At 63.2% G+C, this 14,465-nt stretch carries 11 protein-coding genes; 7 read left to right on the forward strand and 4 right to left on the reverse strand.

Annotated elements, in window-relative coordinates; genetic code table 11:
- Positions 1-221: 221 nt before the first annotated feature.
- Entirely contained in the window at positions 222-650 is a 429-nt protein-coding gene (locus ACN9MY_RS20315; protein ID WP_426162324.1) for a PACE efflux transporter, read from the reverse strand.
- 124 nt (positions 651-774) lie between these two features.
- On the opposite strand from ACN9MY_RS20315, the gene ACN9MY_RS20320 reads away from it, so the two are divergent.
- Positions 775-1,662: a LysR family transcriptional regulator gene (locus tag ACN9MY_RS20320; RefSeq protein ID WP_426336051.1), complete on the forward strand. Its 888-nt coding sequence runs from the start codon at positions 775-777 to the stop codon at positions 1,660-1,662.
- Between the two features lie 40 nt (positions 1,663-1,702).
- On the opposite strand, the gene ACN9MY_RS20325 is transcribed toward ACN9MY_RS20320, so the two are convergent.
- Positions 1,703-2,704: a YeiH family protein gene (locus ACN9MY_RS20325; RefSeq protein WP_426162326.1), complete on the reverse strand. Its 1,002-nt coding sequence runs from the start codon at positions 2,702-2,704 to the stop codon at positions 1,703-1,705.
- A 102-nt stretch (positions 2,705-2,806) separates the two neighbouring features.
- On the opposite strand from ACN9MY_RS20325, the gene ACN9MY_RS20330 reads away from it, so the two are divergent.
- On the forward strand, positions 2,807-3,706 hold the full coding sequence (locus tag ACN9MY_RS20330; protein ID WP_426162327.1) for a LysR substrate-binding domain-containing protein: 900 nt from the start codon (positions 2,807-2,809) through the stop codon (positions 3,704-3,706).
- 70 nt (positions 3,707-3,776) lie between these two features.
- The gene (locus ACN9MY_RS20335) at positions 3,777-4,208 is read left to right on the forward strand and encodes a VirK family protein (protein ID WP_426318458.1); all 432 of its coding nucleotides are present in this window, start codon (positions 3,777-3,779) and stop codon (positions 4,206-4,208) included.
- Positions 4,209-4,259: 51 nt separating this feature from the next.
- On the opposite strand, the gene ACN9MY_RS20340 is transcribed toward ACN9MY_RS20335, so the two are convergent.
- Both ACN9MY_RS20340 and ACN9MY_RS20345 read right to left on the reverse strand, forming a co-directional pair.
- On the reverse strand, positions 4,260-4,901 hold the full coding sequence (locus tag ACN9MY_RS20340; protein ID WP_426318459.1) for an outer membrane beta-barrel protein: 642 nt from the start codon (positions 4,899-4,901) through the stop codon (positions 4,260-4,262).
- A gap of 148 nt (positions 4,902-5,049) precedes the next feature.
- Positions 5,050-9,315, reverse strand: a complete 4,266-nt coding sequence (locus ACN9MY_RS20345) for a hypothetical protein (protein ID WP_426318460.1) — start codon at positions 9,313-9,315, stop codon at positions 5,050-5,052.
- Positions 9,316-9,455: 140 nt separating this feature from the next.
- Here ACN9MY_RS20345 and sctV point away from each other — a divergent pair, with 140 nt between their 5' ends.
- The 4 genes from sctV to ACN9MY_RS20365 are packed head-to-tail and all read left to right on the forward strand — an operon-like array spanning position 9,456 to position 14,306.
- Positions 9,456-11,570, forward strand: a complete 2,115-nt coding sequence (gene sctV, locus ACN9MY_RS20350; RefSeq protein WP_426336052.1) for a type III secretion system export apparatus subunit SctV — start codon at positions 9,456-9,458, stop codon at positions 11,568-11,570.
- A gap of 2 nt (positions 11,571-11,572) precedes the next feature.
- Positions 11,573-12,490 (forward strand): FHA domain-containing protein, encoded by a 918-nt coding sequence (locus tag ACN9MY_RS20355; protein ID WP_426318461.1) that lies wholly within the window; start codon positions 11,573-11,575, stop codon positions 12,488-12,490.
- Positions 12,484-13,845, forward strand: a complete 1,362-nt coding sequence (locus ACN9MY_RS20360; RefSeq protein ID WP_426162335.1) for a FliI/YscN family ATPase — start codon at positions 12,484-12,486, stop codon at positions 13,843-13,845. Before ACN9MY_RS20355 ends, ACN9MY_RS20360 begins: the two co-directional genes overlap by 7 nt.
- Positions 13,842-14,306, forward strand: a complete 465-nt coding sequence (locus ACN9MY_RS20365) for a hypothetical protein (RefSeq protein WP_426336053.1) — start codon at positions 13,842-13,844, stop codon at positions 14,304-14,306. The genes ACN9MY_RS20360 and ACN9MY_RS20365 overlap by 4 nt, the downstream gene beginning before the upstream one ends.
- Positions 14,307-14,465 lie beyond the last annotated feature (159 nt).

Raw genomic sequence — 14,465 nt, forward strand, 5'->3', positions numbered from 1 at the left:
CGGGGCCTCTGCGTGCCCCGCGCCACATTGAATAATCGCGCGCAGCGGTCTGGTCTTTCCAGCAGTCCGCCTCGATGCATTCGAGGCCCTGCACGATACGCAAGGGACTGCCGTAGAACGGACGCTCGTCGCGCATCAGTATCGCGATGAGGCTTTCGCCAGAGCCATGGACATCGCCCCGCCCGCAGCCATGCCGGAGAACATCACCGTGCCGCCATAGCTCACGCAGATGTTCCCCGCTGAGTCGGCGCGCCGAAGAGCGCATCGAAGGTCCAATTGAACAGGAATGTGTAGCCCGGGATAACAACCATTAGCGCAAAATCGAGCTGGACCGCCTGCCATAGCGTAATCGCCATCCACCAGGCAATCAACGGAATCAGGTAGAGCATCAGGGTAAGTTGGAATCCCACAGCATGTAGCACGCGACGCCATACCGTGCGCGCCAGTTGTGCCTGGCATGCCTCCCATCGCTCGAATAACAGGTTGTAGGCCATATTCCAAGCGACTGCAATCAAGCTGATCATCAGCGACAAAGGCCCTGTATGAATGGGTGCGCCCCCCGACAGCCAAGCCAGCCCCAGACCGGATATCAGCATGCCGAGCAATTCGTAAGAAGTCGCATAGACCAGTTTCCGTTTGATACCTTGCATTTTTACTCTCGCTTTCTGTAGTCATGTGAAGGCAGCACGGTCGCTCTGCCTTGCAGCAAAGATACGTCAGTCATACTGACACTCAAAGTCAGCATCTTTCAGTTTTTCTGATAAGCTGTCGGATATGAACCTGACGAGCGATCACGTTGAACTATTGCTGGCCGTCCTCGAGCACGGCTCGTTCTCTGCCGCGGCGCGGGCGCTTCGGCGTGTCCCCTCCGCGGTCAGCATGGCAGTCGGCAACCTGGAAGCCGAATTGGGAGTCGAGCTGTTCCAGCGCGGCCAGCGCGAATTGCGTCCGACGGCCGCCGCCCTGGCGCTGGTGCCCCAGGCGAAGCTGGTGCACAACCAGCTGAGGCAGTTGCGCACGCACGCCGTCGCCTTGGCGCGCGGCCTCGAAAGCACGCTGTCGATCGGAGTCGCCGCCGATCTGGACAGCAATTCCCTGATGGCGGCCATGTCCGTGCTGGCGCGACGATATCCTTTGCTTGATATAGAAGTGATGCAAGCGCCGCAGGACGAGGTGCTCGCCTTGTTGCGCCGTGGCCGCGTCGCCGTCTGCCTTGCGTACGGTGGCCCCGACGTCAAAGCGGACGAGCAATTCCTGTGGGTGGGAAGCGAATCGCTGGTGGCGACCATCTCCCCCCATCACAGCTTGGCGGGCTCAGTCTTCTTGCAGGAGTTGGTCAACGTGCGGCAAATCATTGTCGCCGCCTGTGAGCAGCCGATGACCGACAAGCGCCCTTTGCTGGCAGCGGCATATTGGCGCACCGATAGCCTGCCCCTGGCCCTGCAAATGGTCGAGTTGGGGCTTGGCTGGGGCAACTTTCCTTTGTCCCGCATCACCCGTTTGCTGGAACAAGGCCGGCTGACGCGGCTGCACTTCAAAAATACCCGCAACGAATTGCTGCTGCCGGTGCATCTGGTCTGGCGCAGCGCCACGCCGCTGGGCAAAGCGGCGCGCGAATTGATTGAACTCATGGAGCGGCCGGTTCCCGAAATGCGAGATTAATTGGCAGGCCATTTCCTCGGGAACCGGCCATGGCAGCGCATCAGATGCCTAAAATACGGATCAACAGGAAGCTTACGACCCCAAGCGCGGCGAGCGAGACCACCACCACTCCAGCAACGCGCGGACCTGCGCGCATCACGGAGCGCACATCGACGCCAAGTCCCAGCGCTGCCATCGACATGATGGTCAGGAAGTTCGCGGTATGGTGAGCCGGGGCGAGCAGCAGTTGCGGCAGCAGGTCCAGCGAGCGCATCGTCAGCATCACCAGGAAACCCACGATAAACCATGGCACCAGGTGATTCAAGCTCGGGCGGCCTTTCGCCTGGCCGAGGCCAAACAGCGACAGGACCACGCAAACCGGACCAAGCATCAGCACGCGCACCAGTTTCACCAGCGTTCCGATGTGCACGCAAGCCGGGGAAATGCAGTTGGTAGCGGCCAGCACCTGGGGCACAGCGTAGACCGTGAGTCCAGCAAAAACCCCGTATTGGACTGCAGTGAAGGATAGCAGAGACACAAAGAGCGGCAAACCGAGTACCACCACCACGCCCAGGACCGCGGTGAATGCAATGGAAGCCGCGACATCATTGCTGTCGGCATCGATGACCGGCGCCACGGCCGCGATTGCCGAATTGCCGCAGATTGAATTGCCACACGCGATCAGCAGGGCCATCTTGTTTGGCAAGCCGGCGCAGCGGCCAATCCCATAACTGGCCACGATTGCGATCACGACCACCCCCGCGATGCCGGCGATCAGCCACGGGCCGTATTCCAGCAGATTGCTGGCGCTGACTGCCGCCCCGAGCAGGACGACGGCAATCTCCAGCAGCAATTTGGCGCCAACCCGGATGCCCGCTTCGTAGCGCTGGTGGAAGCGATGCAGCGAGCGCACCGCAGTGCCGATCACGATCGCCAGCACCAGGCTTTCCAGCCAGGCGCGCCCGAAGATCCTGGCCTCCATCCATTCGGTCAGATAGGCGGCTAACGTCACCGCGCCACATAGGCCAAGGCCAGGGATGGCCGACAATACTTTATTACGCATACATACCTCCGTTCGTGACAAAAACAATGAGGCGATTGTCAGCTTTCCCATTCATTCGATCCATCTTATAATTTCTCATATTTCATTCATCTAAATTAAACAATGACCCTTGAGCAGCTCCGTGTCTTTGTTGCCGTCGCAGAGCGCCAGCACCTGACCCACGCCGCATCGGCACTGTCCTTGACGCCGTCCGCCGTCAGTTCGTCCATCAAGGCGCTGGAGGAACGCTTCGGCGTTGCGCTCTTCCATCGGGTCGGCCGCGGCATCGAAATCAGCGACGCCGGCAAGACATTCCTGGACGAGGCGAGGCGCGTTCTGGCTAGCAGCCGCGCGGCGGAATCGGTGCTTGCGGAGCTGGGTGGCTTACGGCGCGGCTCATTGACCATCCATGCCAGCCAGACCATCGCCAATTACTGGCTGCCGCCGCTGCTGGTGCGCTTCCAGGACCTGCATCCTTCCATCGAGCTCCGGGTTGATCTGGGCAATACCGAACAGGTAACTCGTGCGGTCGTGCAAGGCAGCGCCGACATTGGCTTGATCGAAGGCGCCCTGCAAGAAGAAAACCTGCAATGCCGCGTGGTGGCCGAGGACCGGATGGTCGTCGTCGTGCGGCCCGACCATCCCTGGGCATCTGGTCAGAAGCTCACGGCTGCCGTCTTGCGCACCGGGCACTGGGTCTTGCGCGAGGCCGGTTCCGGCACGCGCTCCGAATTCGAGGCCGCACTGAAAGTTATCGGTGCCCGCCGTCTCGCCTTGCGCATTGCCCTTGAATTGCCGTCGAACGAAGCCGTGCGCAGCGCAGTACTTGCCGGTCCCTATGCCGCAGCCATGTCGGAACTGGTCGCCGCGCCGTACCTGCGCGCTGGCCTGCTGGCCAGTGCGAACCTGGATCTGCCGGTACGCAGCTTCTCCCTGTTGCGGCATCCGGCCCGGCTGCGGAATCCCGCCGCCACTGCCTTCGAAGAAATCCTGCTGCAAAAGCAGGACTGGTCCGGGAAGTAATGCCTTTACCCCGGACGGCTCAGCACGCTGGTTAGAGTGCGCCTTTTCACCCATGGAAAGGCAAAGCACAATGAAGAAATTTCTGGCAGGTTTCTCCCTGATCCTGCTGTCCACGACAGCAGGAGCTGCTGAATTACCGGGCTACGGTGACGTGGTTGAGGCCCTGATGCACGGGCGAAGCGTGGCGCTGACAATGGATCTTGCGCAATGCGTCGATAATCTCGGTGCCAAGGGCCCAGACCGCCGTGCAGGGCTGGCCATCGGCAGTTTCATGCTACCCGGCTCATATCTGGCCTTTTCCGACACGCACTTTACTTTGTCCCCCATCGGCAGCCCTGCCACCGAGTTCATGCGCTACCGCCTCAACAACGATGGCAGCCTGACTCTGGACGTAACCGTCTTGGGAATGCCGGACTACCACCCGGTAAGGCAAATGAACTATCGATGCACAATTGGCGCCGGCGCCCGTTTCTGGACGGCAGATAGCCCTGCGAAGCGATGACCGAAAAAAAGCCGGGATACCTCCCGGCTTTTTTGTGCGGCAACGCGGAAATCAGAAGCTTACGCGCACGCCCACCGACATCATGTCTGCTCGGACCTTGCCACCAAAGTGCTTCTTGTACGATGCCTTGCCGAAGTAATCATACTCCGCCAGCAGCGCGACATTCTTGGTCAGGTTATAGGAAGCGCCGACGCCAACCATTGGAGAGAGGCGAGTCGATTTCTCCTTGGTAATGCTGGTCTCCTTGGCCGGCTGTGGCTGACCTTCCGCAACCTCTGCCACCGGCTCGCTGATCCCCAGCACGGTGGTGTTGTGGCGGGTGACAGCGGCGCCGCCTTTGGCAAACACGGCGAAGTCGGCGCTCAGCGGCATGCGTGCGGTGGCGGCCGCATAGATAGCCGTATTATCCATCGTCAGCGAGCCATCGTTCGACTTCAGGAACTCGGCTTTGCCGAAGCTGACCACGCCTGCTTCAACACCCCAGTTCTGGTCCAGCTGGTAGCCACCGTGCAGGTTGAATGCACGATGCTTTTGCACGGTCTTGACGGAGTTGATAGACAACTGCTGGTGAGCATTGCCGATCGAACCGCCGATGTAGGCGTGGCCGGACTCATCATTCGTATCGGCGGCGTGGGCCAGGGAAGCGAGCGTGCCGACGGCACCGATCATTACAGCGATAACTTGTTTCTTCATGTTTAATCTCTTTGCGGTTTATTCGAGAAATGGATACTGCGGAAGCGCGTCTGCTTGAATGGCGACTTCGGGGAGAAGTGTATCCATCAGGAATCACGGCCGAGCACCCCCTGCACATTTCTAGGACGATGTTACGTCTAGGTTATTTTTAACTACGCCAATCCCGAAATTTCATGGGCATCGGGTCAGCCGCGGTGCGACTGCTGGCCTGGATATGGCTCGCCGATGTTTCGCTTGGGTGCAGGGCCGACGCCAAGGTCCGTACTGGCGTCGGCCAGGGAGCTTGCGCATCTGGCCGCCATGCGACCGCGCCAAGCTCGGATTGCGGCACTGCCGGCGCATTGTCATGCAAGTGCTGGGCAATCGCGCCCAGGTCGACCTGGTGTACCTCGGCCGGCGCCTGTGCCACCGTCGCGCCGGGTGTGGCGCTGTCGGGCGCCGTTGTCGAAGGCGGACGCATAAAGGCCGCAAATGGGGGGCCGTCGGTCGCAACCTGCTCGTGGTAAAAGGCGTGGCGTGCGAGCGGTGCAGGGCGCGTCGGCGCAGCTTGCGGCACTGCATCGGCACTGTTCGTTGCCGTTCCCGCCCGCGGCGCCTGCAGGCGGTCGGCATGGTTCCGATCAGCCGCTTCCAGCGCCCGGGTCACCAAGTCCGCTTGCTGCGCCGCCGCTGCCTTCTGCTGCACCTCGCGTTCACACGCATCGGCGTAGGCTTCCTCACGCCAAGCCTCTATCGCCGCAGCATCATATGCTAGCCGCTCGGCATTTTTCTGTTCGATCATCGCAGGCGCAGCGTCATTCATTTCTTGTACAAACGCGCCCAGTACGCCAAACATCGCGTCCGGCGGCTCTTCGCGCCTGCCCGGTTGCAGCGCTGCTGTCTCGGAGGCAATACACCACTGCTGTTGGGCAAGCCAATCCTGCAAGATATCGCGGCGCTTCGGAGCATTCAGTATCGCGCATTCCAGAGCACCGGCCACTTTTTGCCGCAACAGCAGCCGCGCCTCATTCGCAGTTGGCCTGACATCAAAGTCCACCGTCAACATGCCTAGGCGGGCCGCCAGTTCATCCACGTTGGCAGCATCGAATTCAGCCAGCACCCGCGGCGTCAACATGCGCTCCGACTCCAAGTTCTGGATGGTGGCAAAAACGCGCTGGCCAGATTCCCAAGACGCTTCCATCAGCAGCCTGATCGCTTCCACATCGGCCACATCGGGCCGCGGCAGGCTGGGCCCCGGCGCCAGCGGAGCCGGCCTGCGCGCAATCATCCCAGCGGGCTGAGGCGGTGGCGCTGCGCGCAGGCGCTTTGCCGCGAGCCAGCCCTCGATCCGCGCCGAATAAGGTGGTCTTCGACCGACTTCATCGTGACGCCGCAGAAGGCGGTTGCCAAAATCGGCACGGCTGGCGTCACCGAGTCTGCGGCTGTTGATCAGTTTGACAGCCACGATCTCCTGGTGCTCCGGGTGCATTTGAGCGACCAGCCGGTCCAGCAGGCTGCCCATGCGCGCAGCGGCGTTGTCCAGTTCCCGCCTGACGTCCCGATCCTTGTCCTTGAGTTCCTTCACGGCACTGTACAAGATGGGAGGCGCAAGGTCGTCGGCCGATAGGACGTCGCGCTCGCGCAGTGTTGCGATGGCGTCCGCCCGCGACAACACGTTCTCGGCCGATGGCTTGACATATTCTTGTGTCAGCTGGACAGCATAGCGCGCCGCCAATCGGCTCAGCTGTTTCCGGAACTCCGGCGCATCCGACAATTCGCGCAGACGCACCAATAGTGCGGTGTAGCCGGAGCGCAATGGCGCGTCTCCTTCACTATCGAGCACATCGAGAATGCCTTGCGCGGCTTGCGCTGAACTCACGCGGGCCGCCAGTTGGCCCAACAAGCGTGGCATCCCCTCGTAAAACGTGCCCGGGGCAACATTCTGCAAATACCCCAACAAATCCCCGGGCAGAACCTCGTTCCGCGCCATAGCTCGGCCCAGTGCATCGAAGATTCGGCCCGTCGCGTAGGAACCGCGTACCGTTTCGAGCAATCGGCTACGCTCCAGTATCTCCAGCAAGGCGCCGCCTTCCATACGCGCCAGACGGTCCAGGTAAAGCAACAGTGATCGCGGCATATCTTCCACGCCGCGCAGTGAACTGACCTGGCCTGCGGTCAGAGCGCGCATCGACCGTGCCAATCGCAGCGCATCCTTAACCCGGTCGCGCTGCAACTTGGCCGCATTTGATGCCGCACGGCTGGGTGCAGTGAAACGATCCATGAACTCAGCCAAATTCGTACTTGTGCCATCCGGGGATCGCCCCACCTCAAGGGCAGACAGCCTGGCCAACATTTCATCATCCAACGTCAGCACATCCACTACGGGGCCGTCATCCTTTCCGATTTCGACCGCATACGTGGACTGATTTCTGGCCAAATGCCTCGCGAGTCCATCACGAAGAGCTTCCTCGCCTGAGAATGCCACAGCACCCAGATTGGGGTCGAAGAGAAGATATTGCCGCTTTCCTCCCGCGCCGTCACGGCCCATCAGTGCCATCACATGCGTTCCCGTCATTAACAGGACGGCGGTAGATCCTGCTCCCACGCCCATATCTTCGACTACCTGGTCCAACGCCACCGCGCGCCCTTGAAATTCGCCGAATTCCACCGCACTAAACACTGTCTCGAGCGCCAATCTGAACCCGGAAAATTCAATATCCTGAATGGTTACAGCGAAGTTACGCTCAGTTCTTGCGGCAATGGCATGCGACAATGCTAGGACACCGCTTTCCTGACTTTCCTTGTAAGCCATTGCAAACATGGTTGATGTCGGCAAACAATTGCCCTGATCAAAGCCAGCAGAGCGCATGAATTGCGCTTGACACATACCAAACTCGCCGCGGGCGGGATCTGCCGCTCCTTCCAAAGCGAGGGTTTTGCGCCACTTTCCATACCTCCTCTCGACTCGTTTGGCAGTCCGATCAACTCGGTCCTGCAATAAGGCGGTCATGACGCCGATTTGACGCGCGTCATCCATACTCACGGCGAGGCGCGCCAGATCCCCAGTGGAGAGAGTCGCCAGCCACTCATCTTCCGCCCCATCCCATCTAAGACGCTCGGCAGGCTTTCCCGTACCCAATACGCCAAGCCAATACTCTCGCACTTCCTCTGGCGAAGCATTGGCGCTCTTCTGGAGTTCCCTATTGTCCCGGAAGTATCGCTGTGTAGAGTCATACAGCTCTGCCTGGGCGTAATCCAGATAGGGATTGCGTTCCAATAAGCTAATCCACTGCCGCATGAATGAACGGTCCCGGAGCCCGGCTTCGTCCAGCGTGTGGCCATCGAAATTCTCAAGATAATACTGTTGCAACCGTCTCACCGCCTCAGCCCTGCGTCTTAGCGCATCTCCCACTGCTTCTAAGGGTCGGTAGATTGCTTCGGTGGGCACTGCCCAGGCAATCGCATCTGCAGTCACTTGCGCAGCAGCACTCTGGTCGGCGGCCAAAACCCAGTCGCGCAGCTCTCGACGGCTCAGTTGCCTGTCACTGTCGTTAGCTTCGCTGACCGCACGCCGGTAGGCGTACGCTTCTTGTAATGCGCTCAGGTTCTCACCAATAGTCTCCCATCGGACCCTCCCCTGAGGTTCAGGCGTGATAACGGCGTCGCTGGTCCCGGCTTGCTGGGATAGCAGAATAAAGAGCGGTTCTCCCTCCGCTTGCCGCGCATCGTTCGGCACGCCGGCGTCCGCATCGCCTACCCTGCGATAAGAAGCGTAGCGCCAGCCAGGCGCTATCGTGTCGGAAATCGAACCGATTCCAGGACCGATGTTTGCAGTCGCCAAAGCCTCGTGGTTGACGAAATCTGCTACACGCTTCAGCCGGACCGCCGTGTATTCGGCCTCGTCAGGCGCTGGTCCAATTTGCAGCGTCAGCCGTGCGACGCCCTCATCCGGTTCGCCAAGCTGCCATTTCTCCACAGGACTGTCTTCCGCCAACAGCAAGGGGGCGACTGCGTCGAACGCCTCCGGCAGCTGGCGCGGGTCGATGCTGAAACGGATTTCCTCACCGAGATTGCCAACTCGCCCACCGCCGCGCGTCACCGTCAGGATCATTCCCGGCACGGCTTCGTCGAAACGGAAGCCGGCCGGCTCCTCCTTATAACCGCGGCGCGCCACGTCAAAACTCTGCACCTGGTTCTGCAAACGGAACTCGCTTTCTCGCAGAGTACGCATCTCCTTTTGCAACATGGACGACCGATCAGACAAGGATCGACTGGAAGCTTGCTGATCCGCGCGCTGCGCGAGAGGCCCGCTGGCGTCTGGCGGCCAAGCCGGCGGTGGGGTGTTGGGCGAATTCGATACTGAGCTAGGCATGGCGTGGTTTCTTGAGGCTCCGTATTTGTTAGTGCGGCCTGAGCGCCGTCCGGTTCGCGGCATGCCAACCTGCAGGCAGCGTCATAAACGCCGAACCAATTCCCACCGCCTTGGCACTTAGCGGGCATGAACCCCGATCGCAATACTCGATGCAACCGCGCGGCGGTCTGCCTTTCGCGCGCCGCCACGCAAGGAAACAACGTTTGAACGCCACGCCCCCATCCTGGAGCGACGCCAAGGCCCTCGGCAAAGAACTGCTGCCAAAGGGGGGCCGTGCCGAAGTCACCGCCGCCGCCATCCTGCTCGCCATCGTGCTGGCCATGCTGCTGCCGCTGCCCGCCTGGCTGCTGGATATTCTGATCGCCCTGAACATGTGCGCGGCCTGCCTGATGATCGTGCTGGTCATGCAGATCAAGGATTCGCTCGGCCTGAGCACTTTCCCCGCCCTGCTCCTGGTCACCACCCTGTTTCGCGTCTCGCTCAGCATCGCCAGTACCCGCCTGATCCTCCTCGAAGCGGAGGCCGGCCACATCATCGAGGCTTTCGGCGAGGTCGTGGTGGGCGGCAACTTGGTGGTCGGCCTGGTCGTCTTCCTGATTTTGACCGTGGTGCAATTCCTGGTGATTACCAAGGGCGCCGAGCGGGTGGCCGAAGTGGGCGCCCGTTTCACGCTTGACGCCCTGCCCGGCAAGCAGCTGGCGATCGACATGGAGTTCAAGGATGGCTCGCTGACCGCGAAGGAGGCACAGGCCAAGCGCTTGCAGCTGGGCCAGGAAAGCCAGTTCTTCGGCGCCATGGATGGCGCCATGAAGTTCGTCAAGGGCGACGCCATTGCCGGTATCGTCATCCTGCTCACCAATATGGTGGGAGGCCTTGCCATCGGCATGCTGCAACGAGGCATGTCCGGCGCTGACGCCATGCACCTGTATTCCATCCTGACCATCGGCGACGGTCTGGTGGCGCAGATCCCGGCCCTGCTGCTCTCGCTGGCGGCCGGCCTGCTGGTGACGCGCGTGGCCGGCGGCGAAGAAGGCGGACGCAACGTTGGTAAGGAAATTACCGCCCAATTGATGGCGCAGCCCAAGGCCTGGGTCATTGCCGGCTGTGCCATGCTGGTGTTTGGCATGCTGCCCGGCATGCCTAGCATGGTGTTCGCCGTGCTGGCGGGCAGCGCGCTCGCGCTTGGCCTGGGCATGATCTACCGCAAGCAGAAGCGCGCCCGAAACGATGCGGCCAGAGCAGCCGCCGAAGTGCCCGAGTTGCGCGAATTCCAGGTGCTGCGTCACTTCGTCGTGCGGACCGGGGCGCAAGTTGACCCGCTCATGGCGGCAAACGTGCTCAACCAAGCCCGCCTGGCACGCAATTCACTGGTGCTGCGCTACGGCCTGGTGCCGCCACCGGTGTGCGCCGACCCTGGCATCCATGTTGCCGACGCCGACTTCGAGTTCTGCCATGAAGAAGTGCGCGTCTTTGCCGGCTGGCTGCGGCAAGACATGCTGACCACCTTGTGCGCGCCGGATCAGGTACCGGCGCTGGAGCTGGCGCCCGACTGCATCGAGCCGATCGGACGCGACGGCCGCCAGCGGGTCTGGTTGACGCCGCAGCAAGCTGAGGTGCTGGAATGGGCGGCGGGCAAGCCGCAGCCATTCTGGGAATACCTGAACGGCCTGTTCACCAGCGCCCTGTTGAGGGCGGGGCCGCGCTATTTCGGCATCGAACAGGCACACAAGCTAAGCCGCTGGCTGACCGAAAAAACGCCGGAGCTGGCCAAGGAGCTCGAACGCAGTGTGCCTTTGGGCCGCCTGGCCGATGTCATGCAACGCTTGCTGGGCGAACAGGTCAGTATCCGCAATATGGATACGATCGCCGAGTCCCTGGTCGAATGGGGCCAGCGCGAGCGCGACCCGGCCGTGCTGTACGAATGCGTGCGCGGCGCGCTGGCACGGGAAATCTGCGGCGCCTACGCCAGCAAAGGTCCGTTGCACGCCCTGCTGCTGGCGCCCGAGCTGGAAGCGCTGGTGCGCTCGGCTGTGCGCCAGACTGCGTACGGCGACATGCTGGCGCTCGACGTGCGCACCAGCGAAGCCTTGACCGACGAGTTTGCCGTCCGGCTCGCGCTGCAGCCGCCGCGCCCACCGCCGGTGGTGCTGTGCGCGCCGGACCTGCGGCCACATGTGCGGCGCCTGTTGCGCGACCGTTTCAATGAACTGCCTGTCTTATCCACCCAGGAAGTGCCGCCGGAACAGCAGGTCCAGGTGCTCGATGTGGTGCCGTGTCCACCCGGCACGCAAGAAGCGGAAGACGAATTTGGAGTGTGACCATGGACGAAACCATTGAGGGCAACATCGCGGCGCCTGCCGGCCTGGAGCTGCGCGTGCTGTCCGGCTTGCATGCCGGCGCCGCCTTGCCGCTGACGGAGGAAGCCGTCGTCGTGGGCAGCGATACCGCATGCGACGTCATCCTGCTCGACCCCGACGTCGCACCGCAGCACCTGAGCTTGCGCTGGGTGGACGGCCAATGGCTGGCCGAGCCGGATTCCGGCGCCGATGTCGCCGACCTGGCAGGCCGGCCGCTGCATGCTGGCAGCGCGCTGGCGCCCGGTCTTCCGTTCCGCATCGGCCAGGCATGGCTCATGCTCAGTCCAGCCGACGCACCATGGGAAACGGCCGTGCTGCAGCCGTCCGCGCCGCCGGTGCCGGAGGCGGCAAGGCCCGGCCGGCGCTGGCCGCTGGCCCTGCCGGCCGTGACCGCGCTCGCGCTGTTGCTGCTGGTGCTGGCCTGGTGCGTGCTACGCAGTCCGTCCGCCCAGCCGCCCAGCGCGGCCGCGGCGCCAGCGGCGGCCGCGGTGCCAGCCGAAGCCGACGAGATCGCGCGCCAAACTGAACGGGTTCTGAGCGAGCGCGACTTGTCCAAACTGGTGGGCATTGTCTACGAAACCGGCCACCTGACGCTCTCGGCCGAGCTCGATGCCGACGAATCACGCCGCTTCGACAGCGCGCTGGCCAGCTTGCGGCAGCGCTTTGGTACACGGGTGCGCATCGACGTCGCCCTCACACCGCTGCAGCGCGCACTGCCCTTCGATGTGCGCGAAATCGTCACCGGCAGTGCGCCCCACATCACGCTTGCCGATGGCACCGTGATGTACGAAGGCACCAGCATGGCCGGCTACCGGCTGCAAGCGATCCGGCCCGGCAAGCTGCTGTTCGACGGCAAGCGCCAACTGGAACTGCCATGGTGAAACGGCATAGCCACTGGCGCCAGGCTGGCAACGGCCTGCTGGCCGCCGCGCAGCAGGCATTCGCCGGCGTCACCTTGGTTAGCGGCCTGGGCCGGGTACAGCGCGTGCTCGGCGCATTGGTCGAAGGCAGCGTGCCCAACGCCAGCATCGGCGAACAATGCGAACTGTTCCACCCATCGGCGCCCGGCCGCACGCGGCGCGCCGAAGTCGTCGGCTTCAATGAGCACGCCGCCTTGCTCTCGCTGCTCGATACGCTGGACGGACTGGGCCCGTCCTGGCTGATCCGGCCGCTGCGCCGCACGCACCGCGTGGCGGCCGGGCCGGATCTGCTGGGCCGGGTGCTCGACGGCTATGGCCTGCCACTTGACGGCCAGCAGCCGCCCGACGGCGACGCGCCCGGCATGGCCTGGCGCACCGTCATGGCCGAAGCGCCCGCGCCGACCGAAAGGCCGCGCATCCGCGAAGTGTTCGCCACTGGCGTGCGCAGCATCGACACCCTGCTGACCCTGGGCCGTGGCCAGCGCGTCGGCATCTTCGCGCCGCCCGGCTGCGGCAAGACCACGCTGATGGCGGCCATCGGCCGCGGCAGCGCGATCGATGTGCTGGTGCTGGCCCTGATCGGTGAGCGCGGGCGCGAAGTGCGCGAATTCACCGAGCACGAACTCGACCCAGAATTGCTGGCGCGCACCGTGATCGTGTGCGCCACGTCGGACCGTCCAGCGCTGGAGCGCGTGCGCGCGGCCTTCACCGCCACCGCCATCGCCGAAGGCATGCGCGCGCGCGGCATGAATGTGCTGCTGATGGTCGATTCGCTGACCCGCTTGGCCCGCGCCCAGCGCGAAATCGGTCTGGCGGCGGGCGAAGCGCCGGCCCGCGCCGGTTATCCGCCCTCGGTCTATGCCATGCTGCCGCGTCTGCTCGAACGGGCCGGCAACACCAGCCAGGGCGCGCTGACGGCGCTCTACACGGTACTGCTGGACGGCGAACTGAAGGCCGACCCGATCAGCGAGGAAGCCGTCTCGCTGCTCGATGGCCATATCCTGCTCTCGCGCAAGCTGGCCGAACAGGGTCACTATCCGGCGGTTGACGTCCTGCCCAGCCTGAGCCGCGTCATGTCGAATATTGTGGCGCCGGAGCAGCGCAAGGCTGCGGCTCGTTTGCGCCATGTGTTATCCAGCTACCGTGAAGTCGAACTGCTGATCCGGCTGGGCGAATACCGCAGCGGTGCCGATCCGGAGCTTGACAAGGTGGTACGCGCCCATCCGGAAGTGATCGCCTTCCTGCGCCAGGACACGCGCCAGGGTGCCACCTGGGACGCCAGCATCGAACAATTGCTGCGCCTGGCGAGCCTGTGAGCGCGCGCCGCTTTCCGCACGAGGTGGAGCCGGAGCCTCCCCCACCCAACCCCGACCTGGCCCGCGTGCAGGCCATGGAACACTTGCAGTTGCTGCGCCGCTTGGCGGCGGACGGCCTAGTCGGGCAGGCCCGGCAAGCGCTGGCGGCCGCCGAAACCGCACTGCTGGCACGGCAGCAAGCCCTGGCGCAGGCGGCCGACACGCTGCAGCTGCGGCGCGCAGCGCAGACGGCGGCCGCAGCTGCGCAGCCGCTCTCCATCGCTGCGCTGCAGTGCTGGCGGCAAGAGGAAGCGGCGCTGCTGGCCGGCCTGGCGCGGCGGCGCGATGCCGTGCACGCCCAGCACGCCGCCATCGACCAGGCGCGGCGCGAGCTGCAACTGGCACAACAGCAACGCCGGCAGTTGGAGGCTCGCCGCGAGAAGTTCACGCAACTGCTCGAACAGCTGCGTACGGCGGACTAACGGACTGGAACGAGAGTGGCGCGAGCGAAGCACGCGCGGATGCCTTGCAGGACAAGGCGCAAAGCGCAGCAGTTGCATGCTGTCGCGAGTATTGGCTACAGCACGCGGCGGCGCCTCCGATTCGCGCGCTGCGACCAACTAAGACCGAACGCTATGGAA

Origin of the sequence: Pseudoduganella sp. R-31, from assembly GCF_049913235.1 — a bacterium.
Lineage (GTDB): Bacteria > Pseudomonadota > Gammaproteobacteria > Burkholderiales > Burkholderiaceae_D > Rugamonas.

Bases quoted from the DNA above. Each gene is read 5' to 3' on its own strand.
- ACN9MY_RS20315 (WP_426162324.1), bottom strand. From the start codon at position 650: ATGCAAGGTATCAAACGGAAACTGGTCTATGCGACTTCTTACGAATTG.
- ACN9MY_RS20320 (WP_426336051.1), top strand. From the start codon at position 775: ATGAACCTGACGAGCGATCACGTTGAACTATTGCTGGCCGTCCTCGAG.
- ACN9MY_RS20325 (WP_426162326.1), bottom strand. From the start codon at position 2,704: ATGCGTAATAAAGTATTGTCGGCCATCCCTGGCCTTGGCCTATGTGGC.
- ACN9MY_RS20330 (WP_426162327.1), top strand. From the start codon at position 2,807: ATGACCCTTGAGCAGCTCCGTGTCTTTGTTGCCGTCGCAGAGCGCCAG.
- ACN9MY_RS20335 (WP_426318458.1), top strand. From the start codon at position 3,777: ATGAAGAAATTTCTGGCAGGTTTCTCCCTGATCCTGCTGTCCACGACA.
- ACN9MY_RS20340 (WP_426318459.1), bottom strand. From the start codon at position 4,901: ATGAAGAAACAAGTTATCGCTGTAATGATCGGTGCCGTCGGCACGCTC.
- ACN9MY_RS20345 (WP_426318460.1), bottom strand. From the start codon at position 9,315: ATGCCGCGAACCGGACGGCGCTCAGGCCGCACTAACAAATACGGAGCC.
- ACN9MY_RS20355 (WP_426318461.1), top strand. From the start codon at position 11,573: ATGGACGAAACCATTGAGGGCAACATCGCGGCGCCTGCCGGCCTGGAG.
- ACN9MY_RS20360 (WP_426162335.1), top strand. From the start codon at position 12,484: ATGGTGAAACGGCATAGCCACTGGCGCCAGGCTGGCAACGGCCTGCTG.